We start from the raw sequence: 25,876 nt of genomic DNA, 5'->3' as shown, positions 1-25,876 counted from the left end.
ATGCGTCACTGCAGCGTGCAGGTGCGTGGATTGCTGACCCGAGAAGAATTGGACCGATATAACGGACTGATTGAGGTTGGATCTTATCTTGAGGATCAGAATCAGTACGATCTAGCGTATGTTGTTCAAAAGGAAATTGATCTGCTCATTCTCCCTGGCATTGAACGCTTAAAGGAAAAAGGGCGAGCGCGTGACAGGGCTACGGCTGAATATTTGGAAAGTCTGCGTGATGATGAAGATGACAGCGAAGAGGATGAGGAAGCAGGAACTTCGTTATAGCATTTAAAAAGGGTGAGTCTCCATAAAGATCTGGAGACTCACCCTTTTTGTTATTACAATTACAATTTAAGCATTTCTTCAAAAGAATCCTCAGTCAGCAGGTTGCCGACATAGAAAGGTCCGAATTCGCCGTAGCGAGCACTGACTTCATCAAAGCGCATTTCGTAAACCAGCTTCTTGAATTGCAGCGGATCTTCAGCGAACAGGGTTACGCCCCATTCCCAATCATCAAAACCTACGGAGCCGGTAATAATTTGTTTCACCTTACCCGCATAACCACGTCCGATTAATCCGTGAGAAGCCATCAGCTCCCGACGTTTATCCATATCAAGCATATACCAGTTATCGGCGAGCTCGCGTTTCTTGTTCATTGGGTAGAAGCAAATATGCTTCGCTTGCGGCAAAACAGGTTTTAGACGTGCGATAACATGCGGATTCTGCATAGGATCACTACCATCGCTGCCCCCCGCAAGGTAATTGCTTAATTCAACAATACTTACGTAGGAATAGGCTTTAGTTGTATATTGAGCAAAAGCGATTTTGTTAAAGGCCGTCTCAAGCTGGTTCAGATCTTCCAAGCTTTCGCGCAAGAACATCATTACGAAATCGGCCTTCTGGCCAACGATGGAATATACCGCGGAGCTGCCTTGTTTGGCTTCTTCGACAGGACTCCATTCTTGCATAAAAGCATGTAATTCTTCCAGAGCAACGGCACGTTCTTCATCATCTGCTGCCGTCCATGCGGTCCAGTTCAGTGAGCGGAAGTCATGCAATGCATACCAGCCTTCCAGTGTCATAGCGGCTTCGTTCATGATCTCACTCCTTAAAAGTTTTACGAAGCATAGGCTCCGCTTGAAATAACATCGCGTAAAACTAACATCGGAAGCATACGCTTTGTTTTACGAAGCATAGGCTCCGCTTGAAATAACGTCGCGTAAAACTAGCTACGAAGCTCCTGCATCATAGACTATGTATGATTTATTAATCTATATGCATTGTATCGCAATCAAGTTGCTTAGAGCAAATGATGACATTCCGATGTAAGAGAATTAGACCTGATTTTGAATAAAGTTCATTGCTTCGTGACATTTTTTCTAGTAAACTTACTACTAGCTCGTATAAGATGTGCGCTTCTTTATAGAAAGGGGTAGTGACGGTAAGATGGGGTTTATTCCAGTGTTTATCCTAACCGTTTTATTCTTTGTGATGATGTTTGGTATTGGATTTATTCTTAACATGTTAATGAAGACAACCTGGTTTCCCGCTTATCTATTCGTACTTATTATTCTACCCGTCGTAGTCTATTCCATTTGGGATAGAAGCGCGATGTCGCTCTGGGAGCATCTCTCCAGTTTCCACTTTGTTGATTACTTAACTGGTGTCGCTGGTCTTGCAGGTGCTATATTGAGTGGATGGACCATTCAAAAACTGCGCTTTGGCGGTTACAAGATGTTTTAAAGATTTAATCGGAAGACCTGCGGCTCTGATGTGAGAGTCGTTTTTTTGAACATATAAGCTTTTAGTTCTACGCTAAGAATCATTTTGAAATTCAGCGAGAAACGGAACCTTCCTCTTCCAGAGGACAGTGAAGCCGTTTCTTCTTGTTTAATAGAGGTAGATAATCGTATGAAAAAGCTGATTATAGCGAAAAGAGTCGGAATTGGTAGTTTATTTACATTTCCGGCGACGTTTTTTATGATAGAATAGAATCCTGTATGAATTCGTGAAAACAAGGGGGTATCCGTAGATGCGCATGAGTAACTTACATCATTTCACCGAACATCATCGGTACTGCGTTTCCCGCGAATTTGGTCTTAGTGTTATAGATGGACGTATGCTTAGCTCTGTGTATCAGCCTATGGTAGGAGCTTTTGCAATCAGTTTCTATCGCTTGCTGGTTGAACATGTACCAGCAGATAGCATTGGCTATTCTGGAGTGGAGCAACAGCGCAGATTATTTATGACGCTAGGCGTTGAACCAAATGAGAAAGGCCGCAAATATTTAATAGATCAGGCTTCCCGGTTAGAAGCGGTAGGTCTGCTACAGACCTGTCGAATCTATGTGCCGGAAACCGATGATTACTTATATGAATATGAGCTTATGCCGCCGCTATCGCCAGCTGACTTTTTTGCCACTCAGCATTTGACGTTGCTGTTACGCGATAAAATCGGCAAATTTGCTGTGCTGTCCTTACGGGAACAATTCTGGAATCGAGAGCCAGAAGAATGGAGTCGCAGATCCATAGGCAAAGAGAATATCTCCGTGCCTTTTTATGATATTTTTCAACTTAATACACATGTCATTGATTATGAGCTGGAGCAGGCACTTGCAGAAGTAGCCACTGTGCGTCAGCCTGGTATGCGTGAATCTGGAGAACAAGCGATTGGATATAGTGATATTATTTTGCGTTTTCCAAGGGAATCCGTGAACCGGGCTCATGTAGAAAAACTGCGTTTTGACCATACTCAAATGGGTGTTATTAACTATGTAGCTCATAAGTACGAACTCAGTCCGCAGGATTTATGTCGTCTGCTGGATGAAGATGGCGTGTTCTCACCGGATGGCGAGGTTATTCTGGATGCACTGCAATATAAAGCGAGCCAGCATTTCAGGCAGGATATGAAACGACAAGAAAAGCGTGAAGTTGCTGCTGCTAAGGTTGTTTCCATCCGTTCCAGTGCCTCTGAAGAGAATGATGATTCTATAGCACCACCGGAGCAATCTGTAGAGATGGAGTATTATGTAGAAGTACCACCACAATTTTTGTCCAAATGTGACATCCACCAATATAATATGATGCTGCGGAACGAACCTTATACGCGGCTGCTTCAAACTTTTTTCCCAGGTGCAGTACCCAGTCATTTGATGGATATGTTCGAGAAAATAGATTTGAACTATAAGCTAAGCGGTGAAGTAATCAATGTACTTATTCATTACTTAATGACTATGGTAGCCTCAGGTGGAGAACAGCGAATGAACCGCAATTTTGTGGAGGCTATCGCTTCCAATATGCTGGTTAAACAGGTGAACACCTACGAAAAGGCTGTAAAATATATCAGGGATCAGTCCAAAGTGAAAGGCAAGGGAGCTACAACTAACACGGCGGCAGGATCTCGATCACGTTCATATGCTAAAAATACAGGTCGATCCGCTAAACCGGAAATTCCGATTGTGCTGGACGATGGAAGTGCCGGAACGGTATCGGAAGAGGAATTCGCGGCGATGATGAAGAAAGCGGCAGAAATTAAAGCCAACAAGAAAAAAGGCGTTTCCCAAGCGCCGTAATGAAAGAGAGGTGGAACTATGGAGTCTATGGGCGATGTGCTTCGTTCGATTAACAATCCAACTCTACGGCAGCGTCAACGCGATCTTGAACAGGAGTTATTCAATCATCCGCTTGTGAAGGCATTACAGTCTGAACATCCTGAGTTAGATGATTCGCGACTGCGGCTTCATATGAGCCGCCTGTATCAATATGTAGAGGAAAGCCGCCACTGTGCGAACTGTCCGGGTCTAGAGAAATGTCCGAATGATTTCCCTGGTCACTTTAGCAAACTTACGGTCGAGAGCGTGAATGGTTCGGCGGACTTATATGAGCGCAAGACGGCATGCCGGCTTAAAGTGGCACAGGATAATCAGGATAGCATCCGCAAACGTATCCGTAGCTTTTATGTGGACGAGCGTGTGCTCAATGGCGGTTATGATGAAATAGATATTATGGGCAAGGATCCACGCCGGGTCTCAGCGGTTAATAAAATATTTGATTATATCACGAGTGTTAAAGAAGAGGGTCTGACCTCGCGCGGGATTTATTTACATGGGACTTTCGGAACAGGCAAAACATTTCTGATGTGTTACTTGCTTCATGAGCTTGCTGTTGCCGGCTATACTGGAGTTATCGTATATATGCCAGATTTTATCGAGGATTTGAAGTCGATCATGATGGACGGCCAGAAGATGAAGGAAACCGTAGATACGTTGAAAAATTGCGATTTACTTATTTTTGATGATATTGGTGCGGAGAACTTGAATCCATGGGCGCGTGATCATGTGCTTGGTGCGATTCTGAATTATCGGATGAACCGTAAGCCAACCTTCTATACCTCAAATTATCCGCTCGATGGTTTGGAGAAACATCTTAGCTTTACGAGCAAGGATGGCGAGGAGATTTATAAAGGTCAACGTTTGATGGATCGTATTGCTCCTTTTGTGGATGTCATTCCACTGCATGGGGAGAATCAACGGGGGACGATTAGATAAACTCGAAATATTCATAACCGTAACATTCAAAAGAGCAGCGATTCTCCTTTTATTGGAGGATCGTTGCTCTCTGTTTTTTTCTTATTTACTCTCAAAAAAAGAAGCCGCCCCCTAAGTAGCATTCACTACTTTTGAGACGGCTTCTGTTTATATTGCGATGATTCCCTTACTCCGAAATGAACTTAATGATAACCATGCCGAAAAAGACAACGGTCATAAATGCAGTCATTCCGAAAAATCCATTCATTAAATCGCCTAGATCATTGCGGGGTTCTTCGTTGATATGTTCTCGTGGGTCCCGTGCTTGCGCGTTGACATCCATAGCTTCTGCCTCCTTACAGGGACAATGCCTGTATTGTTAAGATGCAAATTGAGTTGACCATTATGAAATAAGTCATTGACATTTAATGCGCTTTCTTAGAGTATACCGAAAGGCTGGGGAGATTGTAAAGAAAAGAGTAACGTAAATAAAATTAGTTTGAGGGCAATATAATTGTATGTGATATATAACATATCCCTTAAAGATATGTTATACTGGAATTGTGTCGGTAAGTGGTAATTTGGTTATCATATTACATGAAACAATTTATTAACTTATATTTTCGGAGCAGCTTCCATAAACTAAGCTTTGGTTTAGAGTGGATTAATGTTTCGTAAAACTTTAGAGGAGGAACAATATCATGGCTATCGTGAACGTGTCTGACCAAACCTTCAGTAACGAAGTGGAAGGTCAAGGTACTGTAGTAGTAGACTTCTGGGCTCCTTGGTGTGGTCCTTGTAAGATGATTGCTCCAATCTTGGACGAATTGTCCGCAGAACTGGGAGACAGCGTGAAGATTGCAAAATTGAATGTGGATGAGAATCCGGAAACGGCTTCCCGTTTTGGCGTGATGAGTATCCCAACCCTGATCTTCTTCAAAGACGGTCAACCGGTAGATAAAGTTGTGGGATTGAACTCCAAAGAATCCCTGAAAAATATCGTAGCTAAACATCAATAATTGTTAAATGCTACTGTTCGGGCCTCGGCCCTGCCGCTCAGCGCCTTCGGTTCATTCCGGAGGCGTTTTGTGTGCTGAATGCCAATTAATTATGGGTCCAATTTAGCTGGAGGGGATCATTTTGGACAATATCCGCAACAAACTGGCTCTATTACCCGACCTGCCCGGGTGCTATCTGATGAAGAATGAAGAAGGCACCATTATTTATGTGGGTAAGGCGAAGGTGCTTAAGAACCGGGTTCGCTCTTATTTTACAGGCAGTCATAATGGTAAAACTCAGCGGCTTGTCGCTAATATTGCAGATTTCGAATATATTGTTACGTCCAGTAACATGGAAGCGCTCATTCTCGAGTGCAATCTGATTAAGAAGCATATGCCGCGTTATAACGTACTTCTGAAGGACGATAAGACATTTCCTTATATCAAAATAACGAATGAAACTCACCCTCGGCTTGAAGTCACACGCCGGGTGATTAAAGATAAAGCAAAATATTTCGGCCCTTATCCTAATGGTTATGCTGCACAGCAAACGAAAAAGCTCCTCGATCGTATGTATCCGCTCCGTAAATGTGGCGTAATGCCAAAGGAAGTCTGTCTTTACTATCACATGGGCCAATGCTTGGCACCGTGTGAGAAGGAAGTGCAGAAGTCCGAGTATGAGCAGATTACGCAAGATATCGCTGCTTTTCTGAGCGGAGGTCATGATGCGGTTAAGAAGGATCTACAGCAGAAGATGCAGGAAGCTGCTGAGGAATTATATTTTGAACGGGCGAAGGAACTGCGGGATCAGATTATCCATATTGATGCATTGATGGAGAAACAAAAGATTAACACCACAGATACTAAGGATCGTGACGTATTTGGTTATGCGGTAGACAAGGGATGGATGTGTGTACAGATTCTGTACATGAGACAAGGGAAGATGATTCAGCGCCACTCCTCTGTCTTTCCGTTCTATGGGGAAGCCTACAGTGACTTTATGTCTTATGTGACGCAGTATTACAGTGATAATCCTGCTCTGCCGCAGGAGATTCTTCTGCCGGATGTGCTTGACGAGGAAGCAGTGGTTGATAAAGAAGCTAAACCGGCGATTGTCATTGCTACTCCAGCCGAAGAAGATCTACAAAAGGGGGAAGATACCCCCGAATCGCCTGAAGAAGTTGAGGCCCGTGAAATGGCCGCTGCGGAAGCATCAGCAGCAGGTGTCGTTGATGCTGCAGGTGGCGCCTCTATTCTACAGGAGTGGCTCGGCACCAAAGTGCTAGTGCCACAGCGTGGCCTCAAGAAGCAGATGGTCGGTATGGCCTGCCAAAATGCTACAGTCGCAATCGATGAGAAGTTCCGGCTTATTGAACGAGATGAAGTACGTACCTCTGGTGCTGCAATGAGCTTAGGCGAGAGCTTGGGGCTCGAACGCTTAAGCCGGATCGAGGCGTTCGATAACTCGAATATTCAAGGGACTAATCCGGTTTCTGCGATGGTTGTCTTCATTGATGGCAAGCCCGCACGAAAAGAGTATCGTAAATATAAGGTTCGTACGGTGGTGGGTGCGGATGATTATGGAACGATGCGCGAGGTCATCCGGCGGCGGTATGAACGGGTGCTGAAAGAGAACCTGCCGATACCAGATCTTATCGTAGTCGATGGTGGTAAAGGGCAGATATCCTCAGCTATTGATATTCTGGAGAACGAGCTGGGGTTATTCATTCCGGTCTGTGGTCTCGTCAAGGATGATAAGCATAAGACGGCTCAGCTTTTGGTTGGAGATCCGCCAGAACCTGTCGCTTTGGCTCGGGATAGTCAGGAATTTTATCTGTTGCAACGGATTCAGGATGAGGTGCATAGATTCGCCATCACCTTCCACCGTGAACAACGTGGGAAGTCCATGGTTACTTCTAAACTGGACTCCATACCAGGTATAGGCGAGAAGCGGCGCAAGGCGCTGCTTAAGCATTTCGGATCGCTAAAGAAAATTAAAGAAGCCTCCATAGAAGATTTTAAATCACTTTCTATTGGCGAAAAGCTGGCTAGTCAAATTCTTGAGGCGCTCAAGGATGAAGAGCCAGCGACATAGGCATTCGAAATACTGGAATGATGTAAACGTAAATATAAAAAAAGGTGTCACAGCAGTTTTCTGCTGTGACACCTTTTTTTATTATAGGTTATCCACTCGTTACTTCTTTAAATTACAGATGTAGGTTCAACCGGCTTAGGTTCTGATTTTTGCGGTGGATTAAACCGATAGACGATGTAGGCGACTATGAACGGCATGATAATCGCGAAGATACCAGCACCTACATTCACGCTTTCCTTCATAAAGATCAGCGTAGCGCCCATCAGAATGCTGTCAAACACGACGTGACTGAACATGACGGCAATAAATCCGTAACGAAGGAAAATATAGCTAAAGAGCAAACCAATCACGGTCAGCTCAATAGGACGGGAACTGATGGGGTAGATCGGATACAGCGTATGGCCAAACGCCCAAACCAGCGTGGTGATCAGGCAAGCAATGAACGTGCTTCGGAATACTTTTTTCAACATAGGAATTCCGAAAAAACGATAAATGGCTTCCTCGGATAAACCAGCGAGCCATGCAACGATGGGCAGCAGCCAAGCATATCTCATGTTGTAAGGAGATTGAGTAGCGTCAGTAGTGGACCAGTTCTGCAAGGTAAGTGATAATACGATGAACATAAGGGTCTGCACCCCTAGCAGCACGAATGCCCAGACGTATCCAGCCCGGATACTATCCAGAACATATTTTCCATAGCCAGGCTCTTTAGCACGAGGCCATGGGTTCATCCCCTCTTCTTTTTTCCATAGGCCGTCCCCTCCAACTAAAGAAAAATAGAGCAGGGAGGACATTAGGAGGCTATATAAGGCATAAATGATGAACATTATGACGGAAGTTATCTGAGCCTCGAGTCCTTCGCCTGAGGATTCAGGGAGCATATTATAGGTGCTGATCATCATGATTACAAAATAAGCTGAGCTTAGGAATATTCCACGCTTAAAGGAGGTATGTTCTCTTCTAAGTATGCTGTAGATGAGTGCCAGAATTCCTAAAGCTAAAGTAGGCAAACCGTAGCCGAATAAAGTAAACTTTTCCGCGAGAGAGGTCTGGTCCTTTACATAGGAGGTATGCCAGGCTGGAGCGGTGAATCCTGCTTTAAAGCTGGATACCTGTTCGCCAGTGAAATCGAAATAATAGTGTAGTAAGGATTCGCCGATCTGAACGGAACGATCTGTATACACGAGCCCGTAGTTTCCCGTATTCGATTCAATTTGCAGCTTGGCGGGATTTACATCCCATTCCTGAAGCCAGGGACGGGCAAGATTTTCTTTTTGTGCAAGTGATAAGGTAGTACCCTTGTCCTCTTCTTTTGCACTGGTGGATACATTGTTTGGTAATACGGTACCTGATCCTTCTGCACCTTGTGTGAAAGCGACAACTGCACCAGTATACATATTGAGGTCAACGGAGATTAGTGGCTCTTGTTCCGCTGAAGGACTAAGTGTTACACGGAAAATGTCAAAAGGATATCGTTGATCCAATTTCTTTTTTGTATAGTCCTCCAAAAGCTTCTCGCGGGACATATAACCATAAAAGGAAGAGTCCGTATCGTACAGTACATTCCACTGATCAGTTGGTGCTTTGGTGTAGTTCAGCTTTTGTTCTGCGAATGATATGGCTTTGTCGCGGGCTTCCGCCTTGCTGATGACAGTAGTATCTTCCCCGGCAGGGCTATTTAGCACCGAGGGAGCAATCTGAAACATAATAAATAGAATAAGACCGATAATGCCCGAGATGATGAGCCTCTTGGAGAGGGCACGTTGCTGTAAGGGCTGGCCAACGGGATTCATGTAACGCCTCCTTGTAAACTGACAATGTTATGTTCCATTATAGTATTAGTGCCATGATAGTTACAAAAATCATCGTATATTCTTTTTATGGGTAATAGAGATATTATAGAATAGGTAGCTGAATATATACCATGAATTTAAGGTGATTATTTCTTCATTTTTCATGAAAATCGATGCAATTGCAGGGAAAACACGGAAAAGTGATGAGAAAAGGCACTCTTAGTGGTACATCCTCTCCAAACCGCATTTTTCATATGAATCACCATTAATAGTGTCTTTGTGATTTATCGAAATAACATATATAATTTGTATGCAATTGTATATAGCCGAATTTCAGGTGAAAACGGGGGAACCATAAGAAGTAATGAAAAGATGAGTATACGCCATAGGCATTATCTTTATTCATCAGGGGTGAATTTCGTTCTAGGAACGAATAGGGCAGCCTGCACAGTCCGAATCCGTCAGCTAACCTCGTAGGCTAATTTACTGCAGGAACCAAGGGTAGCATTGGTTTTCCAGTGCTTTTTTTGTTGGAATTCTTTAAATTTTGATAAGAGGGTGAGCGTAGTGGCTTCACAGTTTCGCAGGGTTTCTGAATCAAAGTTCCTGAAGCTCTCTCCGCCTCAGATTATGGTGCTTGGTTTTGCATCGATCATTCTGATTGGAGCCTTGCTGCTAATGCTTCCCATTTCGAGTACCAGCGGGAATGCTGTTAGTTTTATTGATGCGTTGTTTACTGCAACATCGGCCACCTGTGTGACAGGACTTGTGGTGCTGGACACCGGGACGACATTCACCATTTTTGGGAAAACCGTAATTATGGTGCTTATCCAGGTTGGTGGCTTAGGGTTTATGACAATGGCGACCTTATTTGCCATGATGATGAAACGCAAAATTTCCTTGCGGGATAGACTGATCCTTCAGGAAGCAATGAACCAAGGCTCTATGGAGGGGATTGTTCGACTGATCCGGAGAGTACTTATTTATTCTTTGGTCATCGAAGGCTGTGCAGCGGTGCTTCTGTCCTTACGCTGGGCGTTTGATATGCCACTGGGCAAGGCCGTTTATTTTGGAATATTTCATGCGGTGTCTATGTTTAATAATGCTGGATTTGATATTTTCGGGGATTTCCGGAGTTTAACCGATTATGTATATGACCCGCTAGTGAACATCGTGGTGATGTTTCTGATTGTCTCTGGCGGTATTGGTTTTATTGTCATGTCGGATCTGGTGGAGTTTCGTGTCAAACGTAAATTATCTTTGCATAGCAAAGTTGTACTCTCCACCACTGCAGGGCTTATTCTTATCGGCGCTTTAGTTATTTTTATATTTGAATTTACGAATCAGCGCACACTGGGGAATTTAAATTTCGGCGGAAAAATATTATCGGCATTCTTTCAGTCGGTATCGCCCCGAACCGCTGGCGCCAATACGGTGGATATTGCCGGACTGCGGCAAGCCTCACAGTTCTTTATGGTTATTCTTATGTTTATTGGTGCATCTCCAGGATCAACAGGTGGCGGGGTCAAGACTACAACCTTTACGATTATGATTGGTGCAGTAATCGCGATGCTGCGCGGACGTGAAGATGTTGTACTGTTCCGTTACCGATTGGCGCAGGAGCGTATCTATAAAGCGTTGACGTTAACATTACTCGCTTTGCTATTGGTCCTCACGGTGTCGATGTTACTGTCCACAACAGAGGATAGTAATTTCTTAGCGATATTATTTGAGACGACCTCAGCTTTTGCCACGGTGGGACTAACCATGGGGCTGACACCTGAACTGTCTATCTTCGGCAAGATTCTGATCTGTCTGACCATGTTTGCAGGTCGGTTAGGTCCATTAACATTAGTGTATGCGCTTGGACCTAAACAGGGTAAACCATTGTATAAGCACCCAGAAGGTAAAATAATTATTGGATAGGAGTTAATCCGAAATGAAAGCACAGCAATTTGTAGTAATCGGTTTAGGCCGCTTTGGCTCAAGCCTTGCACTTGAGCTGATGGAAATGGGCTACGAGGTGCTCGGCATTGATCACCATGAGGAGCGTGTGGAGGAAATGAGCGATCACCTGACGCATGCGGTAGTGGCTGATGCTACAGATGAAGGAATTATGCGCTCGCTCGGCGTACGGAACTTTGACTGTGGGATTGTAGCGATTGGCGACAATATGGAACGAAGTATTCTGGCGGCGATTTTGTTAAAAGAGATTGGAGTCAAGCAAGTAGTAGCCAAGGCGATCTCGATCCTTCATGGTCGTGCGTTGTCCAGGCTGGGCGTGGACCGGGTTATTTTTCCGGAGCGGGATATGGGCATTCGTGTAGCACATCAGCTCGTGACACCCAATTTGCTGGATTATATTGAACTGTCCAAGGATTATAAAATCGTCGAGCTAACCGTTCCGTCTTGCATGAACGGGAAAAGCTTGTCAGATTTAAATACAAGAGCGAAATATGGCTGCAGTATTGTTGCCCTGAACCGGGAAAGTGGAATTATAGTGGCTCCAACGGCACATGATCATTTGAGTGAGGGCGACGTTATGGTACTCATTGGTTCTAATGAAAGTATTGATCGATTTGAGGATGAAGTTGTAAACCAAGATTAAATAGATAAGCCCTCCGTCCTTTACATGGGACGGAGGGCTTTTTTAATTAAGGCTGCACGCAGAGGTATGTACTATTTCTCTCGTTCCGTTAGAAACATCTCTTCTGTGACCTGCACGAGGCTGCGGGCCGCTGTGCTCAGGCTCCCATCGTCACGGTAAATCAGGCAGGTAGTTCGCTGAGTCTGCTCCAGCTCCTTAATATGCAGAGAGACCAGCCCACCGCCGTTTAACAGCTGCGGACGCAGATAAGACTTGGGCAGTAACGCTGCCACATTGACTGTCGGCAGCAGCCGCACGATGGCTTCGAAGGAGTCAATCTCCATCCGAACGTCTGGATCAATTCCACAGCGCTGGAACAGATCGTCTGTTAGACGTCGGTACCAGGTGCCTTTGGAGAACAGGATCATAGGCAGTCGGGACAGATCATCCATGGTTAGCTTGGTAGATTGATTCAGAGGATGATGCTCAGAAACAACCAGTCGAAGTTGATCCTCAAACAGAGAAATGCAGCGCAGTCCAGGTTCTTGAATAGAGGAAGCGATCAGACCTATATCTGACTTTCCTTCACTGACAGAGGAGACAATTTCATGTGTTCGGCCTGTGATTAGCTTCAGCTCCGCAGTTGGGTATTTCTCCATATATGCGTTTACTAGTGGAGGCAGAGTGGTCTGTAGTGAGGTAAGTGACGCCCCTAAGGTGACGAGCTTAGGCTCGCCTTCTTTGTATTTTGACAATGCCTCCAGAAATTTAGAGCGCTGCTGCCGTTGTTCAAGTGCGTAGGAATAAGTAAGACGCCCAACCTCGGTTAACTCCAGTCGCTTGCCATAACGATTAAATAGCGCTACACCCAGCCGTTCTTCCAGCTTGGAGATTTTACGAGATAGGGCAGGTTGGGACAGATTGAGCTGGCGGGAGGCCCGATTCAAGCTGGAGTGCTCCACAACCGCTGCAAAAACATCTAAATCGTCAAACATATTTATGTTCCTCTCGTAGTGCAATCTATAAACAGTAGTGACGAAATTCATAGCCATGAAGACAATACTTCTTGCTCCATAAGGAAATAAAAGATTTGTCGGAAAATGTTGTTTCTCTAAATGAGAATTATTATCATATAAAATCTATTCTTATGCGTTTATTGTATAACGTTTAATAATTAGATTGCAATTCCCTTATAAGGGAAAAAGGAGTAACATGAAAAGTGACACAAGATATTCACATTTTGTGAAAAAGAAAACAAAGTCCGGGAAACCAAGGATAGCGGTAAATATAGACGTTTTGTCATGACATAGTCTACGTTATCCTGTGTCAAATGTAGTTCCGGCGGTGAATACACAATAATGAAAACGCTGTTTTAATCGGAAAGGGGTTACTTTGTATGAAAGGATTTTATTCCAGAAAGATTCATTCCTTGCTAGGCGTTATCCCGCTTGGAGCTTTCTTCATTGAGCACATGATGACGAATTTTGCGGCTGTAGAGGGTGGCGCTTCCGGTTTCACTGACAGCGTGATATGGCTGAATAGCCTGCCGCTTGTCTTCTTCCTGGAATTGTTCGGTATATGGCTTCCTCTGCTGTACCATGGCGTATACGGACTATATATTGCCTATCAATCCAAGCCGAACTTGAACCGCTTCAACATTGAAAGAAACTGGCGTTATACGCTGCAACGCATTACAGGAATTATTACCTTTATCTTTATAGTCTGGCATTTGTTCCAAACCCGGGTTCAGGTGGCAGTTGGTAGTGTAGAGCATGAAGAGCTGGGTGGTCTGATGCATGATATCGTGACTCAACCACTGATGTTGACACTGTATATTATTGGTATCGTTGCAGCATGCTTTCACTTCTCAAACGGCCTATGGTCTTTCTTGATCAGCTGGGGAATCACGGTAGGACCTCGTTCACAGCGGGTATCCTCTTACCTTTGTCTCGGTATATTTGTTCTTGTAACGTTTATGTTCCTCATTTCGCTAGTCACTTTCCGTGATGCTGAATTTCAAACCGCAGCTTCCATAGCTCAGTCCATAAAGACTTTCATCTAAGTAATTATCCTCTCAGGACTAGATTCCAGAATCCTTTCTGATATTTTCAATAAAGGGAGTGAACTATCATGGCAACAGCAAATATCATTATCGTGGGTGGCGGTCTGGCCGGCCTGATGGCTACCATCAAGGCAGCGGAGTCCGGTGCACATGTTCAATTATTCTCATTAGTGCCTGTAAAAAGATCACACTCCGTTTGTGCGCAAGGCGGCATCAACGGCGCGGTAAATACGAAAGGGGAGGGCGACTCCCCTTGGGAGCACTTCGACGATACCGTTTACGGCGGTGACTTCCTGGCGAATCAGCCACCGGTCAAGGCGATGTGTGAAGCAGCACCGGGTATCATCCACCTTATGGACCGGATGGGCGTAATGTTCAACCGCACTCCTGAGGGATTACTCGACTTCCGTCGTTTCGGCGGAACGAAGCGTCACCGCACTGCATTTGCTGGCGCAACGACAGGTCAACAGCTTTTGTATGCGTTGGATGAGCAGGTGCGCCGCTGGGAGTCCGAAGGTCTTGTAACGAAACGTGAGAACTGGGAGTTCCTCTCGGCCATCGTTGACGACGAAGGGGTATGCCGCGGCATAAGTGCCCAGAATCTCAAGACGATGGAGATTGAGACTTTTCCTGCAGACGCTGTTATTTTGGCTAGCGGCGGGCCGGGTATTATTTTTGGTAAAACAACGAACTCCGTAATTAATACGGGTACAGCAGCAAGTGCAGTGTACCAACAGGGCGTACATTATGCCAACGGAGAATTTATCCAGATTCACCCAACGGCTATTCCGGGAGATGACAAGCTCCGCTTAATGTCGGAATCAGCACGTGGTGAAGGCGGCCGCATCTGGACTTATAAAGATGGAAAGCCGTGGTATTTCCTTGAAGAGAAATATCCAGCCTACGGTAACTTGGTGCCGCGCGATATTGCTACACGTGAGATTTTTAATGTGTGTGTGGATCAAGGGCTGGGTATTAACGGTGAGAACATGGTGTATTTGGACCTCTCTCACAAGGACCCGAAAGAGCTGGACGTGAAGCTTGGCGGGATTATTGAAATTTACGAAAAGTTCATGGGGGATGACCCTCGTAAAATACCGATGAAAATCTTCCCGGCTGTGCACTATTCCATGGGCGGTATGTGGGTTGATTACAACCAAATGACAAACATTCCTGGTCTGTTTGCGGCAGGCGAATGTGAATATCAATATCATGGAGCGAATCGTCTAGGCGCTAACTCTCTGGTATCTGCCATTTACGGCGGTATGGTTGCTGGACCAAAGGCTGTTGAATACATCAAAGGTCTGAAGAAATCGTCACAAGATATCTCTTCTTCTGTATATGATAGCTTCCACAAAAAGCAGACGGACAAATATGAGTCTCTGCTAGCGATGTCAGGTACAGAGAATGCTTATGTGATTCACAAGGAACTGGGCGAATGGATGACCGCCAATATGACGGTTGTACGGCACAATCCGAAGCTGGAAGCGACCATTGGCAAAATCAAAGAGCTTAAAGAACGCTATCGCAATATCAATATGAACGATACGTCACGCTGGAATAACCAAGGTGTGGCATTCACCCGTCAGCTGTGGAACATGCTGGAGCTGTCCGAAGCGATGACACTGGGAGCGCTTATGCGCAATGAGAGCCGCGGCGCTCATTACAAACCGGAATTCCCGGATCGTAATGATGAGGAATTCTTGAAGACCACAAAAGCAGCTTGGACTGCGGACGGTCCGCAAATCTCTTACGACGAAGTCGATGTCTCACTGATCCCTCCACGGGTCCGTGATTATTCGAAGGATTAATCTTTCCCAGCAGTGAAACAGCTTGCGAGGCAAGCTTAATGAAATAAAATTAGGCAATTTGAGGAGGGAACCATTATGGCGGAAACTGCTACAGCTCCCAAAAACGTAAAGTTTATCATCACCCGCCAGGACGATCCACAAAGCTCATCTTATGTTGAGGAATTTGAGCTCCCTTATCGTCCGGGTATGAATGTAATCAGTGCTTTGATGGAAATTCAGCGTAACCCTGTGAATGCCAAAGGTGACAGCACCGTTCCGGTATGCTGGGATTCCAACTGTCTAGAAGAAGTATGCGGGGCTTGCTCGATGGTGATCAACGGCAAACCTCGCCAAGCCTGCGCAGCGCTTATAGACAATCTGGAACAACCTGTACGCATTGAGCCAATGAAGACATTTCCGGTGGTGCGTGACTTAGTGATTGACCGTACCCGGATGTTCAACGCACTTAAACGAGTAAAGGCCTGGATTCCAATCGATGGTACGTATGACCTTGGGCCGGGACCACGTATGCCGGAGAAGAAACGGCAGTGGGCTTATGAATTATCTAAGTGTATGACTTGCGGTGTATGCTTGGAAGCTTGTCCGAATGTCAACGAGAAGACGGATTTCATCGGACCCGCAGCCATCTCTCAAGTACGCCTGTTCAATGCTCATCCTACGGGTGAAATGAATGCGGATGAAAGATTGGACGCATTGATGGATGATGGCGGTATTGACGGTTGTGGTAACTCACAGAACTGTGTGCGCGCTTGTCCAAAAGGTATTCCTCTTACCACCTCCATTGCAGAAATTAATAAGCAGACGACAAAACATATGTTCAAACGCTGGTTAGGTGTGTAATAAGTAGTACCGCCGGATCTTTAATATTGAGCTATCCTCAATGGTGGATTTATATTCGCTGAGGATAGCTTTTTTGTTTATAATTGGTAGAGATTAGGAAATTAGTCTAGCTCAGAAGAATGAATAGCATATGCTATAATATCCATTGTTAACGTACGTTAGGTGTGGAACAACAGGGAGGAATAATCGTGATTTGTCGGGAGCATGATGGAGCAATTGTAATGGTTAAACAGCATGATCACGGGAAGTTAGCTGGAGAGCTTGCCATTTGGTTTAAGGAAGAGCATGTGCCAGAAGAAGGACGCCGGGATGAGGTGCTTTGGGCGGTAGCTGAACATGACCGGGGCTGGATTGATCTAGATGAGACGCCCTTTTGGAACGATGCGGAACACGCGCCTTACAGCTTTATTGATTTTCCTGTAGTGCCGAAGCTGACCTTTTATAAGCGAGGACTTGATGAGATCGAGGCGCGGACACCTTACGGAGCGCTTTTGTGCAGCTTGCATTTTGAACGACTCATTAAGATTTCGGGACTGGATTATCCAGAACTGACGTTATATCAAGAGCATGAAGAGGAACGTAGATCCCGTATTCACCGAGAACTGGAAGTATCTAAACCGATTGGTGAAGATGAGCTGTATTATGATGCCCGTCTTTTGGAATTCTGCGATGACTTATCTCTATATTTGGCTTTAAATGAACCAGGTAGCCCGAAATCTGAGGAGCATCCATGGTGGCGTGAAGGATTCTCTGGCAGTGAAGATTTCAGTTTTACGTCAGGTCGTACGATAACCGTGGAGTGGAAAGATAAGTCAACGTTAGTGCTGGATCCTTTTCCCTTTAAGAAGACGGTGGAAGTAGCCTTTATGCTGAAACGAGTCCAACAATCAGAAATTGCTAAGAGAGGCATCGCACCCGCATACCGTGATACGCCAGAGGAAGAATGTAGAATTGTACTGACGGCTCTAAACGAAAGCTGAAGGGAAGGAGAAACTCCGTATGAATATACAATCGTCTGGGGCTTCTCCCAATAAGAAAAATAATCATTCAGGTAAAGACACCCACTCTAGCGCCTCTGGACGTCGATCTAAGGGCAAGACAACTATGACCCGCCGGCAATTCCTGGTTCGAGGTGCGGCTACTGTAATCGGCGCAGGCTTGCTCACAAGTGGTTACGCTTGGCAAGGGGAGTCCAACTGGATTCAGGTTACTAAGCTGAAGTTGTCCTTCAAAGATATTCCCTCTGCTTTTTCAGGCATGAAGGTTGTCCATTTCAGTGATACTCACCTTGGGTTTAATAAGGATGCCCGTGATCTGGCTCGACTTGCAGAGCGTATCGCTAAGGAGGAACCGGATCTTATATGCTTTACAGGCGACATCGTGGACAGCAACCCTGAGGATCTTGTAGATGCCATACCTGTATTGGCAGAGCTGAATGCTCCACTAGGAAAATATGCGGTGCTAGGCAACCATGATTTCAAGAATACGAAGCGGATTATCGAGTTGTTTACATCTGCTGGTTTCCGGGTGCTAAGGAATGAATCTTATCTTCTAAAAAGAGGCGGGGCAGTTATGGCTGTGACCGGACTGGATGATCTGTTGCATGGCGAGCCTGACCCTGTGAAGGCACTCAAGGGTGTGCCTGCAGGAACCTTTACCGTTCTGATGATGCATGAACCGGATTATGCTGATATAGCACAGGCTCATTCCTTTCACCTACAGCTATCCGGGCACAGCCATGGAGGACAGATTCGCCTGCCGTTTGTAGGTGCGCCATTCACCCCTTATGGGTCTCAAAAGTACATAAATGGATTGTATTATACAGATACCAAGCGTATGCCAGTGTATGTGAATAGAGGTTTTGGCGAAACAGTCATGCCTTTTCGTTTTCTATGTAGGCCTGAATTAACGGTGCTGACATTGCACCATTCATCGGATGAATAGGCTGATATTTTAGCTGCATGGAGGAGAGAGTATGAGCACTTATGAGGCAGTATCGTTCCAGACGCAACAAGGTGTGGCGGTTGACCTTAGGATGATTCCGCCCGAGGATGCCTGTCATTTGCAGCAATTGCTCTCCCACCCAGAAGTGCAGGCTCATATTCAAATACGCACCGGAGCTGGATCAGACCTTGCTCAGGTGGAGAAGCTGGTGAACCGGATGTTATTCGCATTCGATCCTTGCGCATTACATGCGGGTATCTATTTGAAGGAGCAGCAGAAGTTGATCGGTATTGTTGCTTTACAGCATTGGAACCGCCGTGAGGGCAAGGCCACTTTAGGATATATGCTAGACCCGGCGTACTGGGGAGGCGGATTGGCGACAGAGGCGGTTGGCTTATTTTTAAATTACAGTGTTCATACGCTTGGAATCACACGGATCGAAGGGCGCTGCCGAGGAGATAATATTAGATCCGAACGTGTGATGCTTAAGAACGGCATGATGCTGGAGCGAGTGATGCCCAGAGTAGGCTCCTTGGACGATGTAATGAAAGTATTCACATTGTTACACAAATGAAATAATGCCGTTATGAAACTCTAACAGTGTCCGGTTAAACTAAGTACATGACCCCCTTTTAAAAATATACTGCTTTGGGACCCGATGATTCGGGTCCATTTTTTTTGTCAGGACCTAATCCGATCGTTTATGATTAACTAACAGTCGAATGAATTGAGAAGGAGGCGTAACATCTTGAATGATGTAATACAGACGTTAATGAATCACCGTTCTTTCCGGCAGTATTCTGATCTACAAGTGGAGCCGGATAAGCTAAAGATAATGATCGAATCGGCCCAAGCAGCGCCCTCATGGGTTCATGGACAACAGGTCTCCATTATAGCTATCAAGGATCCTGCACGTAAGCAGCAGCTTTCGGTCTTGTGCGGTAATCAGAAGCATGTAGCAGCAGCCCCCGTCTTTCTGGTGTTCTGCATGGACTTCTATAGAGCGAAATTAGCAAGTAAAGTGGAAGGCAAGTCTTTTGAAGCGGTAAAAGATGTAGATGCTCTGCTCGTTGGAGCTACAGATGTTGGTATCTCAGTGGCTAACGCGATTGCAGCGGCAGAATCCATGGGACTCGGGATCATCCCTATTGGGGGTGTCCGGCGCAATACAGCAGGCGTTATTGATTTGTTGAAGCTGCCGGAGTACGTATTCCCTATCGTCGGGCTCTGTGTTGGATATCCAGCCGAAGAGACCGCACAGAAGCCGCGGCTGCCGCTGGAAGCGGTGTTTCATGAGGAACAATACAATCCGGATGTGGAAGGTCTCCTGGAGGCTTATAATCAAACCCACCGTGAATATATGCAGCAGCAGGGATTAACGGAGAGAGATTGGACGAGCACGATTGCTCATTTTTACGATATCAACCCGGAATATGGGGATGCGAAGCGCACCCTGAAGCAGCAAGGGTTTACCTGCGACAACCTATAAATAAACGACAATGCACCAAGCGGAGATTGGTTTAACGGAGGGTAACCCCACCCCTAAACCAATAACGCTTGGTGCATTTGTTCGAAATATAAGAAATCTTTACAGTGAAACTTTAATTTTCTCGCGCTGCTTGTAATAAACCCAATGTGTAAAACCTATTGCTTTTAGCTGTGCAGCTACCGCATCTCGGTCTTCTGCGACTCGGGACGGCTTATGCGCATCCGAACCGAAAGTAACCTCAACGCCAAAATGATGTGCGCGCTCCAGTATATCTTCTGATGGATACCAACCGCCAACCAGCTTGGTTCCGCCTGAGGTATTAATTTCGATCGCCACGCCGCATTCACTAATTACTTGCAGACAGTCATCAATTGGCTTTGGAGCAGGGATTTCTGAAAAAGCAGGATAATTTCCCTTCATCGCATCAATATGACCGAGAATTTGAAACATGCCACTGCGGGCGGAATCAGCAATCAATCGATAATAATCAGACTTCACACGAATCTGTTCATTTTTGCTAAGCCCTTTCCAGCGACCCTTGTTAAAGATACTGACGCCACCAACACTATGTACCGATCCAATCACATAATCAAAAGGGTAGGCGGATAATGTTTTGCGGTAAAGCTCGGCATGCTCAGGGAAGTAGTCTGATTCAATACCTAGCAGAACGTCGATTACACCTTCGTATTCTTTTTTGAGGGAGAGGACTTCCTCAACATAGTTTGAGAATTCGGACTTACCCATAGCAATTAGAGGAAAAGCTTGCTCGGAAGGGCTTCCGAAATATGGGGTGTGATCAGAAATGCCTATTACCCCTAAACCTGCTGAAATTCCGGCTTCGATATAATCTCTAATCGTTCCATCAGCATGGCCACAGCGAAAATGATGTGTATGCAGGTCAAATTTCATCAAGATCAACTCCTTTAAACAAGGTTATGCAATTAGCTCAGAAGTATCGATTCCACTATTGGGTGTTTTTTATTCAGATCCAATAAATTGTGTCTCCGGCATACCTTTGAGATCGCTGAGAAACTGTCTCATGGCTGAGTTCACGTATTTTCCAGACTTCGTTATGACGCCAACAGGATGTGTGACTTCCAATTCAATAATAGGCACAATTTTGAGGGAACCGGCTCGCACCTCAGCGGTCACTGACTGCTTGGAAATAATGGCTGCACCTAAATCGAGTTCTACCATCCGTTTCACTTCCTCGCTACTGGTCAGTTCCATAATTACCTGTGGCTCTATGCCATGCTTGGAGAATACCTCGTCGGCAAATTTACGGCCCACTGTATCCGGTGAGAGCAGAATTAGCGGGGTTTTGTTTAGGGCTTCTATACCTGCAGTCTTAACTTGAGCCAGGGGGTGTCTAGGTGAGACCACCAACTCGAATGTATCATAATAAAGAATGGAAGTAGTCATACTCGGACTTCGTCCGATCAAATAGCCAATGCCGACATCGACAATGCCATTCTCGACATGTTGATAAATTTGAGACGAGGACATAGAGGAAATAGATGTTTTGATATGAGGGAACTGGTCTTTAAAATAGGACAAAATACGCGGTAAAATTTGAATGGCGATAGAGGTAGTAGTGCCGAGAATAATATGTCCTTGGGGATTATCTTCAAGGTCCGCAAGTCTCTGTTTAAGCTCCTCCACAATCGTCACAATTTGTTCCGCATGCTCCAGAAATACAGTTCCTCGATCGGTTAACGTAACAGGCTGGTTCCGGTCAACCAGCTGTGTTTTGAACTCTTCTTCAAGGCTCTTGATTTGTGCTGAAACCGCTGGTTGGGTCAAGTTAAGCAGTTCTCCGGCCTTGCGAAAGCTCATCGTTTTGGAGATCGTTATTAGTGTCTCCAGCTGGCTGATGTTCATGGAATACCTCCTTTGGACAAGCAAATATGAAAGTGATGGGGTGAAATATTACGTTCCATGTTGGCATTTGATTTAAATTATAGGAGATAATACCCGACAGAGCAATGTTGCAACATAAACAAACTTGGGTTCGAATTCGACATGTACATTAATTTTTGCTGAATTGTGCCGATATATAAAGTATAATAAATCCATATTACTTGGGACTTTTGGTATATGACTAAAGCACGATAAAGGGGGAGACAGGACTTTCATGAAAGCAGAAGTAATTAATCCGTTTTTAGAATCTGCACGGACAGTTATAGAACAAGTGATTCAGGTCTCGCCTTCCACTGGGAATTTAGGCATCAAAGAAATTGAACTGATCGATAATCATATATGGATTCAAGTGGGAATGACAGGCCAGCTGAGCGGAAATATTATATTTGGTATCGCAGAGCAGGTAGCCTTGCGAATGGTATCGATTATGATGGGCGGGTATGTGATTACGGAGATGGATGAGATGGGTCAGAGTGCAATTTCAGAGCTGGGCAATATGATCAGTGGAAATGCTAGTACGATTCTATATAATCAGGGGGTTTCAGTGGATATAAGTCCTCCCCAAATTATGAAGCTTGAGAGCATGTCCTTTTTGCCTCGCAGAGCACTTAGTATTCCATTGTTGATGGATGGGGTTGGAGAGATGGATATTCAGGTGATGATCTCTTAGGCAAGAGTTAGGAGCTGAAATACTTTTTATGGTACTTAAAGATAAGGTTGTTGTGATTACAGGAGCATCCAGCGGTATTGGTGCATTAACCGCACAAATGCTTAGTAAGCAAGGTGCGATTCCGATCCTTGTGGCACGTTCCGAAGCGAAGTTGAAAGAAACGGCGGCCGGTATTCCGGGCGTTTTTGGACTGTATACATGCGATGTAACAGATGCCGACGGTGTACAAGAGACCTTTGCTCAAATTTTGGCGACTTACGGCAGAATTGATATTTTGCTAAATAATGCTGGGTATGGTAAATTCGCCGCTTTTACAGAGATGGAGCCTCATGAGTTTGATGATATGATGGATGTTAACTATATGGGGATTGTTCGCTGTACGAAGGCTGTTGTTCCACATATGTTAGAGCGGGGAAGTGGCCAGATCGTAAATGTGGCTTCTATGGCAGGGAAGATCGGTACAGCCAAATCGGTAGCCTATACAGCCACCAAGCATGCTGTTCTCGGATTCACGAATGCACTTCGTCAGGAGCTGCGGAAGAGCGGAATCATCGTCTCGGCTGTGAACCCTGGTCCCATTGCCACTGATTTTTTCAAAACGGCTGACCCTTCCGGCAATTATGAAAAGAGTGTAGCTCGGATGATGATGACACCAGAACATGTCTCTTCCAAGATCGTAAAAGTCATGGAAACTGGCAAAGAAGAGATTGATCTTCCGGGTCTGGCAGGGTTTGGTATTCGGCTTTATGGTCTGTTTCCTCGCCTGGCGGACAAGCTTACTTATAATGCGATGAACAGAAAATAGAGCCTGCCGTCAGCATTATTGGCCTTCCATTTGGTGGAGAGGCCTTTTTGGCATATAATGAAGATATTATCTCAAGCGAAAAGGATGAATTACACTTATGAATAAAGCTTCTTTTGCGGCTATCGGCATTCAGGAAGACCTAGTTGCCCGATTGTCGGAATTCGGTATTAACGCTCCATCCCCGGTACAAGAGCAGACGATTCCACTTCTGCTGGAGGGAAGAGATGTTATTGCTGCTTCCCAGACTGGAACGGGTAAGACCTTGGCCTATCTGTTGCCTCTGCTTCAAACGATCAATCCGGAGCAGAAGGTGGTCCAAAAGCTGGTGCTCGCCCCTACACAGGAGCTGGCGATGCAAATCTTACGTGAGGCGGAACGTTATGGCGAACACCGTGGGATTCGAGTAATGGGTCTTATTGGCGGGGCAGCCATCAAACGCCAGATTGATAAACTGCGTGAGCATCCACAGCTTGTTGTGGGAACCCCTGGCCGGATTCGCGAATTGATTGGTCTTCGCAAGTTAAAGATGCATGAAGTCAGCACGATTGTTCTAGATGAAGCGGACCAAATGTTTCAGCTAAGCGGGGCCGGAGAGGTAACGAAAATTGTTAGCAGCGCACTGCGTTCACGCCAGCTCGTTATGCTGTCTGCAACCATTGGTCCGGAGACGAAAGCCTTGGCAAATCGTGAAATGAAGAACCCGGCAGAGGTTGGAATTGCTCCTGGTGTCATGACAGCAGAGAGTCTAGAGCATCATTACGTTGTAACGGAAGAACGCAACAAAATAGACATGCTGCGTCGGGTCATCCGTCATTACAATCCAGAAAAGGCGATTGTGTTCGTGAATGCGACTGATGATATTGCAGAGGTAGAGGCTAAGCTAAACCATCTTGGACTGACCGCAGCCGCACTTTACGGTGATGCTGATAAAGTAACGCGCAGTAATGTACTGTCACGTTTCCGCGAAGGGAAATTCCGTGTGCTTGTTGCCAGTGATGTAGCTGCCAGAGGGCTGGATATTGAGAATTTGTCACTGGTAGTAAGCTTCGATCCTGCCTTTGATTCCGAGCATTATGTACATCGTGCGGGTCGTACGGGTCGGATGGGAAAACGCGGATTATCCGTAACGATTGTGACAGAGCAGCAGACCTTTATTATGCGTAAATTTGCGCGTGAACTGGATATTGCCCTTGAAGAGCGGGAAATGGTCGGTGGCAAGGTGCTAGCAGCAGATGAAGCGCGCAACGCTTTGAATAGTGGACGGGGACGAAATGAGAGCAGCGGACAACGCCGCGATGCTTCTTCTCCGCGCAGCAGTAAGCCACAGGCGCGAACATCTGGGAATGCAGGAACTCAGCCGTCTACAACCAGCACAGAGCAGCAACCTGTTAAAAGACTAGCAACGATCCAGACAAGTGAGGCAAGCGTAGAATCACAGCGCGATTCTCAGCGCAGTGTGAACCCTTCTGCAGGCGCACGTGGAGGTGCTACTCCTGCACGAAGCAAACGCAGCAGCAATGCGGAACGTGAGAAGAACCGTAAGAATAAAGGAGCACCAAAGTGGTTGAAAGACAAAACTCCGAGAGGTGACGGTCAATGAATAATTCTCCCGTATTGCAAATTACGGGCCTCAGTGGTGGATACAGCCTGAATAAGCCGGTGCTGCATGATATTGCACTTCAGGTGCAGCCTGGCGAAATGGTTGGTTTAATTGGTTTAAATGGAGCAGGAAAAAGTACGACCATGAAGCATATTCTAGGATTGATGTCGCCCCATAAGGGCGATATCACAGTAAAGGGCAAGACCCGTGCTGAAGATCCCATCGGATATCACAATGCTTTGAGTTTTGTGCCTGAATCGCCTCTTCTGTATGATGAAATGACAGTACGTGAGCATGTTGAATTTACAGCAAGAGCGTATGGGGTAGAACAAAGTGACTACGAAACTCGCACCTTACATCTAGCCAAGCTGTTCCATATGGAAGATAAGATGGACACGTTGTCGACTCATCTATCCAAAGGGATGAAGCAGAAGGTCATGATCATGTGCGCTTTCGTGGCACGCCCTGCGTTATATGTGATCGATGAGCCCTTTTTAGGACTGGATCCGCTCGGGATTCGCTCTCTGCTTGATTTCATGATGGATCTGAAAAAATCAGGCTCCTCTATTCTGCTTAGCTCTCATATTCTTTCTACCATTGAGAATTATTGCGACCGCTTTATTGTGCTGCATAGAGGTAAGGTGATTGCTCAGGGAACGCTGGCAGAAATTGCGGCAAGCACTGGACTACAGGGGCTGACTTTGGAGCAGCTGTTCTACGAGCTGGTTCAGGGAGGGAAATAA

Annotated in this window: 25 protein-coding genes and 1 riboswitch; of the genes, 19 read left to right on the top strand and 6 right to left on the bottom strand. The window is 45.6% G+C overall.

Going from position 1 to position 25,876, the window contains the following annotated elements; genetic code table 11:
* Nucleotides 1-279, top strand: a complete 279-nt coding sequence (locus H70737_RS24690; protein ID WP_042191567.1) for a hypothetical protein — start codon at nt 1-3, stop codon at nt 277-279.
* Nucleotides 280-338: 59 nt separating this feature from the next.
* Here the strand turns inward: H70737_RS24690 and hemQ are convergent, their stop codons facing one another.
* Nucleotides 339-1,091, bottom strand: a complete 753-nt coding sequence (hemQ, locus tag H70737_RS24685; protein ID WP_042191564.1) for a hydrogen peroxide-dependent heme synthase — start codon at nt 1,089-1,091, stop codon at nt 339-341.
* Nucleotides 1,092-1,440: 349 nt separating this feature from the next.
* Between hemQ and H70737_RS24680 the strand changes: the two genes are divergently transcribed.
* From H70737_RS24680 to dnaI, 3 genes are all read left to right on the top strand, one after another.
* Entirely contained in the window at nt 1,441-1,737 is a 297-nt protein-coding gene (locus H70737_RS24680; RefSeq protein WP_042130887.1) for a YuiB family protein, read from the top strand.
* Between the two features lie 289 nt (nt 1,738-2,026).
* Nucleotides 2,027-3,565, top strand: a complete 1,539-nt coding sequence (locus tag H70737_RS24675) for a replication initiation and membrane attachment family protein (RefSeq protein ID WP_042191562.1) — start codon at nt 2,027-2,029, stop codon at nt 3,563-3,565.
* Between the two features lie 18 nt (nt 3,566-3,583).
* Nucleotides 3,584-4,540 (top strand): primosomal protein DnaI, encoded by a 957-nt coding sequence (gene dnaI, locus H70737_RS24670; RefSeq protein ID WP_042191560.1) that lies wholly within the window; start codon nt 3,584-3,586, stop codon nt 4,538-4,540.
* Between the two features lie 166 nt (nt 4,541-4,706).
* Here the strand turns inward: dnaI and H70737_RS30880 are convergent, their stop codons facing one another.
* Nucleotides 4,707-4,862: a YqzM family protein gene (locus H70737_RS30880; RefSeq protein WP_143759540.1), complete on the bottom strand. Its 156-nt coding sequence runs from the start codon at nt 4,860-4,862 to the stop codon at nt 4,707-4,709.
* A gap of 358 nt (nt 4,863-5,220) precedes the next feature.
* On the opposite strand from H70737_RS30880, the gene trxA reads away from it, so the two are divergent.
* On the top strand, nt 5,221-5,538 hold the full coding sequence (trxA, locus tag H70737_RS24665) for a thioredoxin (RefSeq protein ID WP_042130884.1): 318 nt from the start codon (nt 5,221-5,223) through the stop codon (nt 5,536-5,538).
* 121 nt (nt 5,539-5,659) lie between these two features.
* Complete coding sequence (gene uvrC / locus H70737_RS24660; RefSeq protein ID WP_269321779.1) at nt 5,660-7,612, top strand: excinuclease ABC subunit UvrC; 1,953 nt, start codon at nt 5,660-5,662, stop codon at nt 7,610-7,612.
* A 107-nt stretch (nt 7,613-7,719) separates the two neighbouring features.
* Here the strand turns inward: uvrC and H70737_RS24655 are convergent, their stop codons facing one another.
* A complete protein-coding gene (locus tag H70737_RS24655) occupies nt 7,720-9,405 on the bottom strand; it encodes a CPBP family intramembrane glutamic endopeptidase (protein ID WP_042191556.1) in 1,686 nt (561 codons plus the stop codon).
* Nucleotides 9,406-9,719: 314 nt separating this feature from the next.
* Nucleotides 9,720-9,901, top strand: a riboswitch (cyclic di-AMP (ydaO/yuaA leader).
* 134 nt (nt 9,902-10,035) lie between these two features.
* Between H70737_RS24655 and H70737_RS24650 the strand changes: the two genes are divergently transcribed.
* Nucleotides 10,036-11,331 carry a TrkH family potassium uptake protein gene (locus tag H70737_RS24650; protein WP_042194483.1) on the top strand — a complete coding sequence of 432 codons (1,296 nt, stop codon included), beginning with the start codon at nt 10,036-10,038 and terminating at the stop codon, nt 11,329-11,331.
* 13 nt (nt 11,332-11,344) lie between these two features.
* On the top strand, nt 11,345-12,013 hold the full coding sequence (locus H70737_RS24645; RefSeq protein WP_042191554.1) for a potassium channel family protein: 669 nt from the start codon (nt 11,345-11,347) through the stop codon (nt 12,011-12,013).
* Between the two features lie 71 nt (nt 12,014-12,084).
* Here the strand turns inward: H70737_RS24645 and H70737_RS24640 are convergent, their stop codons facing one another.
* The gene (locus tag H70737_RS24640; RefSeq protein WP_042191552.1) at nt 12,085-12,987 is read right to left on the bottom strand and encodes a LysR family transcriptional regulator; all 903 of its coding nucleotides are present in this window, start codon (nt 12,985-12,987) and stop codon (nt 12,085-12,087) included.
* 401 nt (nt 12,988-13,388) lie between these two features.
* On the opposite strand from H70737_RS24640, the gene H70737_RS24635 reads away from it, so the two are divergent.
* The 7 genes from H70737_RS24635 (at nt 13,389) to H70737_RS24605 (ending at nt 20,138) form a co-directional block, all read left to right on the top strand.
* The gene (locus tag H70737_RS24635; RefSeq protein ID WP_042130879.1) at nt 13,389-14,054 is read left to right on the top strand and encodes a succinate dehydrogenase cytochrome b558 subunit; all 666 of its coding nucleotides are present in this window, start codon (nt 13,389-13,391) and stop codon (nt 14,052-14,054) included.
* A 68-nt stretch (nt 14,055-14,122) separates the two neighbouring features.
* On the top strand, nt 14,123-15,865 hold the full coding sequence (sdhA, locus tag H70737_RS24630) for a succinate dehydrogenase flavoprotein subunit (protein ID WP_042191550.1): 1,743 nt from the start codon (nt 14,123-14,125) through the stop codon (nt 15,863-15,865).
* A gap of 75 nt (nt 15,866-15,940) precedes the next feature.
* Nucleotides 15,941-16,705 carry a succinate dehydrogenase iron-sulfur subunit gene (gene sdhB / locus H70737_RS24625; RefSeq protein WP_042191549.1) on the top strand — a complete coding sequence of 255 codons (765 nt, stop codon included), beginning with the start codon at nt 15,941-15,943 and terminating at the stop codon, nt 16,703-16,705.
* Nucleotides 16,706-16,893: 188 nt separating this feature from the next.
* A complete protein-coding gene (locus H70737_RS24620) occupies nt 16,894-17,685 on the top strand; it encodes a DUF3891 family protein (RefSeq protein WP_042191546.1) in 792 nt (263 codons plus the stop codon).
* Nucleotides 17,686-17,704: 19 nt separating this feature from the next.
* Nucleotides 17,705-18,649, top strand: coding sequence for a metallophosphoesterase (locus tag H70737_RS24615; protein WP_052404411.1), 945 nt, complete (start codon nt 17,705-17,707; stop codon nt 18,647-18,649).
* Nucleotides 18,650-18,680: 31 nt separating this feature from the next.
* Entirely contained in the window at nt 18,681-19,223 is a 543-nt protein-coding gene (locus tag H70737_RS29990; protein WP_052404410.1) for a GNAT family N-acetyltransferase, read from the top strand.
* 174 nt (nt 19,224-19,397) lie between these two features.
* Nucleotides 19,398-20,138: an NADPH-dependent oxidoreductase gene (locus tag H70737_RS24605; RefSeq protein WP_042191544.1), complete on the top strand. Its 741-nt coding sequence runs from the start codon at nt 19,398-19,400 to the stop codon at nt 20,136-20,138.
* A gap of 99 nt (nt 20,139-20,237) precedes the next feature.
* On the opposite strand, the gene H70737_RS24600 is transcribed toward H70737_RS24605, so the two are convergent.
* Together H70737_RS24600 and H70737_RS24595 are read right to left on the bottom strand one after the other, a co-directional pair.
* Nucleotides 20,238-21,047 (bottom strand): histidinol-phosphatase, encoded by an 810-nt coding sequence (locus tag H70737_RS24600; protein ID WP_042191541.1) that lies wholly within the window; start codon nt 21,045-21,047, stop codon nt 20,238-20,240.
* A gap of 69 nt (nt 21,048-21,116) precedes the next feature.
* Complete coding sequence (locus tag H70737_RS24595; RefSeq protein WP_042191539.1) at nt 21,117-22,019, bottom strand: LysR family transcriptional regulator; 903 nt, start codon at nt 22,017-22,019, stop codon at nt 21,117-21,119.
* A gap of 253 nt (nt 22,020-22,272) precedes the next feature.
* Here H70737_RS24595 and H70737_RS24590 point away from each other — a divergent pair, with 253 nt between their 5' ends.
* The 4 genes from H70737_RS24590 (at nt 22,273) to H70737_RS24575 (ending at nt 25,876) form a co-directional block, all read left to right on the top strand.
* Nucleotides 22,273-22,728 carry a chemotaxis protein CheX gene (locus tag H70737_RS24590; protein ID WP_042130872.1) on the top strand — a complete coding sequence of 152 codons (456 nt, stop codon included), beginning with the start codon at nt 22,273-22,275 and terminating at the stop codon, nt 22,726-22,728.
* A gap of 28 nt (nt 22,729-22,756) precedes the next feature.
* A complete protein-coding gene (locus H70737_RS24585; protein WP_042191537.1) occupies nt 22,757-23,533 on the top strand; it encodes an SDR family NAD(P)-dependent oxidoreductase in 777 nt (258 codons plus the stop codon).
* 97 nt (nt 23,534-23,630) lie between these two features.
* The gene (locus tag H70737_RS24580) at nt 23,631-25,133 is read left to right on the top strand and encodes a DEAD/DEAH box helicase (RefSeq protein ID WP_042191534.1); all 1,503 of its coding nucleotides are present in this window, start codon (nt 23,631-23,633) and stop codon (nt 25,131-25,133) included.
* Nucleotides 25,130-25,876, top strand: coding sequence for an ABC transporter ATP-binding protein (locus H70737_RS24575; RefSeq protein ID WP_042191531.1), 747 nt, complete (start codon nt 25,130-25,132; stop codon nt 25,874-25,876). Before H70737_RS24580 ends, H70737_RS24575 begins: the two co-directional genes overlap by 4 nt.

The organism is Paenibacillus sp. FSL H7-0737 (assembly GCF_000758545.1).
GTDB lineage: Bacteria > Bacillota > Bacilli > Paenibacillales > Paenibacillaceae > Paenibacillus_AQ.
The sequence above is the reverse complement of the archived record's forward strand: the minus strand, read 5'-3'. Positions and strand labels throughout refer to the sequence as shown.

Bases quoted from the DNA above. Each gene is read 5' to 3' on its own strand.
- H70737_RS24580 (WP_042191534.1), top strand. From the start codon at position 23,631: ATGAATAAAGCTTCTTTTGCGGCTATCGGCATTCAGGAAGACCTAGTT.
- H70737_RS30880 (WP_143759540.1), bottom strand. From the start codon at position 4,862: ATGGATGTCAACGCGCAAGCACGGGACCCACGAGAACATATCAACGAA.
- H70737_RS24600 (WP_042191541.1), bottom strand. From the start codon at position 21,047: ATGAAATTTGACCTGCATACACATCATTTTCGCTGTGGCCATGCTGAT.
- hemQ (WP_042191564.1), bottom strand. From the start codon at position 1,091: ATGAACGAAGCCGCTATGACACTGGAAGGCTGGTATGCATTGCATGAC.
- H70737_RS24585 (WP_042191537.1), top strand. From the start codon at position 22,757: ATGGTACTTAAAGATAAGGTTGTTGTGATTACAGGAGCATCCAGCGGT.
- H70737_RS24675 (WP_042191562.1), top strand. From the start codon at position 2,027: ATGCGCATGAGTAACTTACATCATTTCACCGAACATCATCGGTACTGC.
- H70737_RS24680 (WP_042130887.1), top strand. From the start codon at position 1,441: ATGGGGTTTATTCCAGTGTTTATCCTAACCGTTTTATTCTTTGTGATG.
- H70737_RS24640 (WP_042191552.1), bottom strand. From the start codon at position 12,987: ATGTTTGACGATTTAGATGTTTTTGCAGCGGTTGTGGAGCACTCCAGC.
- dnaI (WP_042191560.1), top strand. From the start codon at position 3,584: ATGGAGTCTATGGGCGATGTGCTTCGTTCGATTAACAATCCAACTCTA.
- H70737_RS24690 (WP_042191567.1), top strand. From the start codon at position 1: ATGCGTCACTGCAGCGTGCAGGTGCGTGGATTGCTGACCCGAGAAGAA.
- H70737_RS24635 (WP_042130879.1), top strand. From the start codon at position 13,389: ATGAAAGGATTTTATTCCAGAAAGATTCATTCCTTGCTAGGCGTTATC.
- H70737_RS24595 (WP_042191539.1), bottom strand. From the start codon at position 22,019: ATGAACATCAGCCAGCTGGAGACACTAATAACGATCTCCAAAACGATG.
- H70737_RS24590 (WP_042130872.1), top strand. From the start codon at position 22,273: ATGAAAGCAGAAGTAATTAATCCGTTTTTAGAATCTGCACGGACAGTT.
- trxA (WP_042130884.1), top strand. From the start codon at position 5,221: ATGGCTATCGTGAACGTGTCTGACCAAACCTTCAGTAACGAAGTGGAA.
- sdhB (WP_042191549.1), top strand. From the start codon at position 15,941: ATGGCGGAAACTGCTACAGCTCCCAAAAACGTAAAGTTTATCATCACC.
- H70737_RS24575 (WP_042191531.1), top strand. From the start codon at position 25,130: ATGAATAATTCTCCCGTATTGCAAATTACGGGCCTCAGTGGTGGATAC.
- sdhA (WP_042191550.1), top strand. From the start codon at position 14,123: ATGGCAACAGCAAATATCATTATCGTGGGTGGCGGTCTGGCCGGCCTG.
- H70737_RS29990 (WP_052404410.1), top strand. From the start codon at position 18,681: ATGAGCACTTATGAGGCAGTATCGTTCCAGACGCAACAAGGTGTGGCG.
- H70737_RS24645 (WP_042191554.1), top strand. From the start codon at position 11,345: ATGAAAGCACAGCAATTTGTAGTAATCGGTTTAGGCCGCTTTGGCTCA.
- H70737_RS24650 (WP_042194483.1), top strand. From the start codon at position 10,036: ATGGTGCTTGGTTTTGCATCGATCATTCTGATTGGAGCCTTGCTGCTA.
- H70737_RS24655 (WP_042191556.1), bottom strand. From the start codon at position 9,405: ATGAATCCCGTTGGCCAGCCCTTACAGCAACGTGCCCTCTCCAAGAGG.
- H70737_RS24615 (WP_052404411.1), top strand. From the start codon at position 17,705: ATGAATATACAATCGTCTGGGGCTTCTCCCAATAAGAAAAATAATCAT.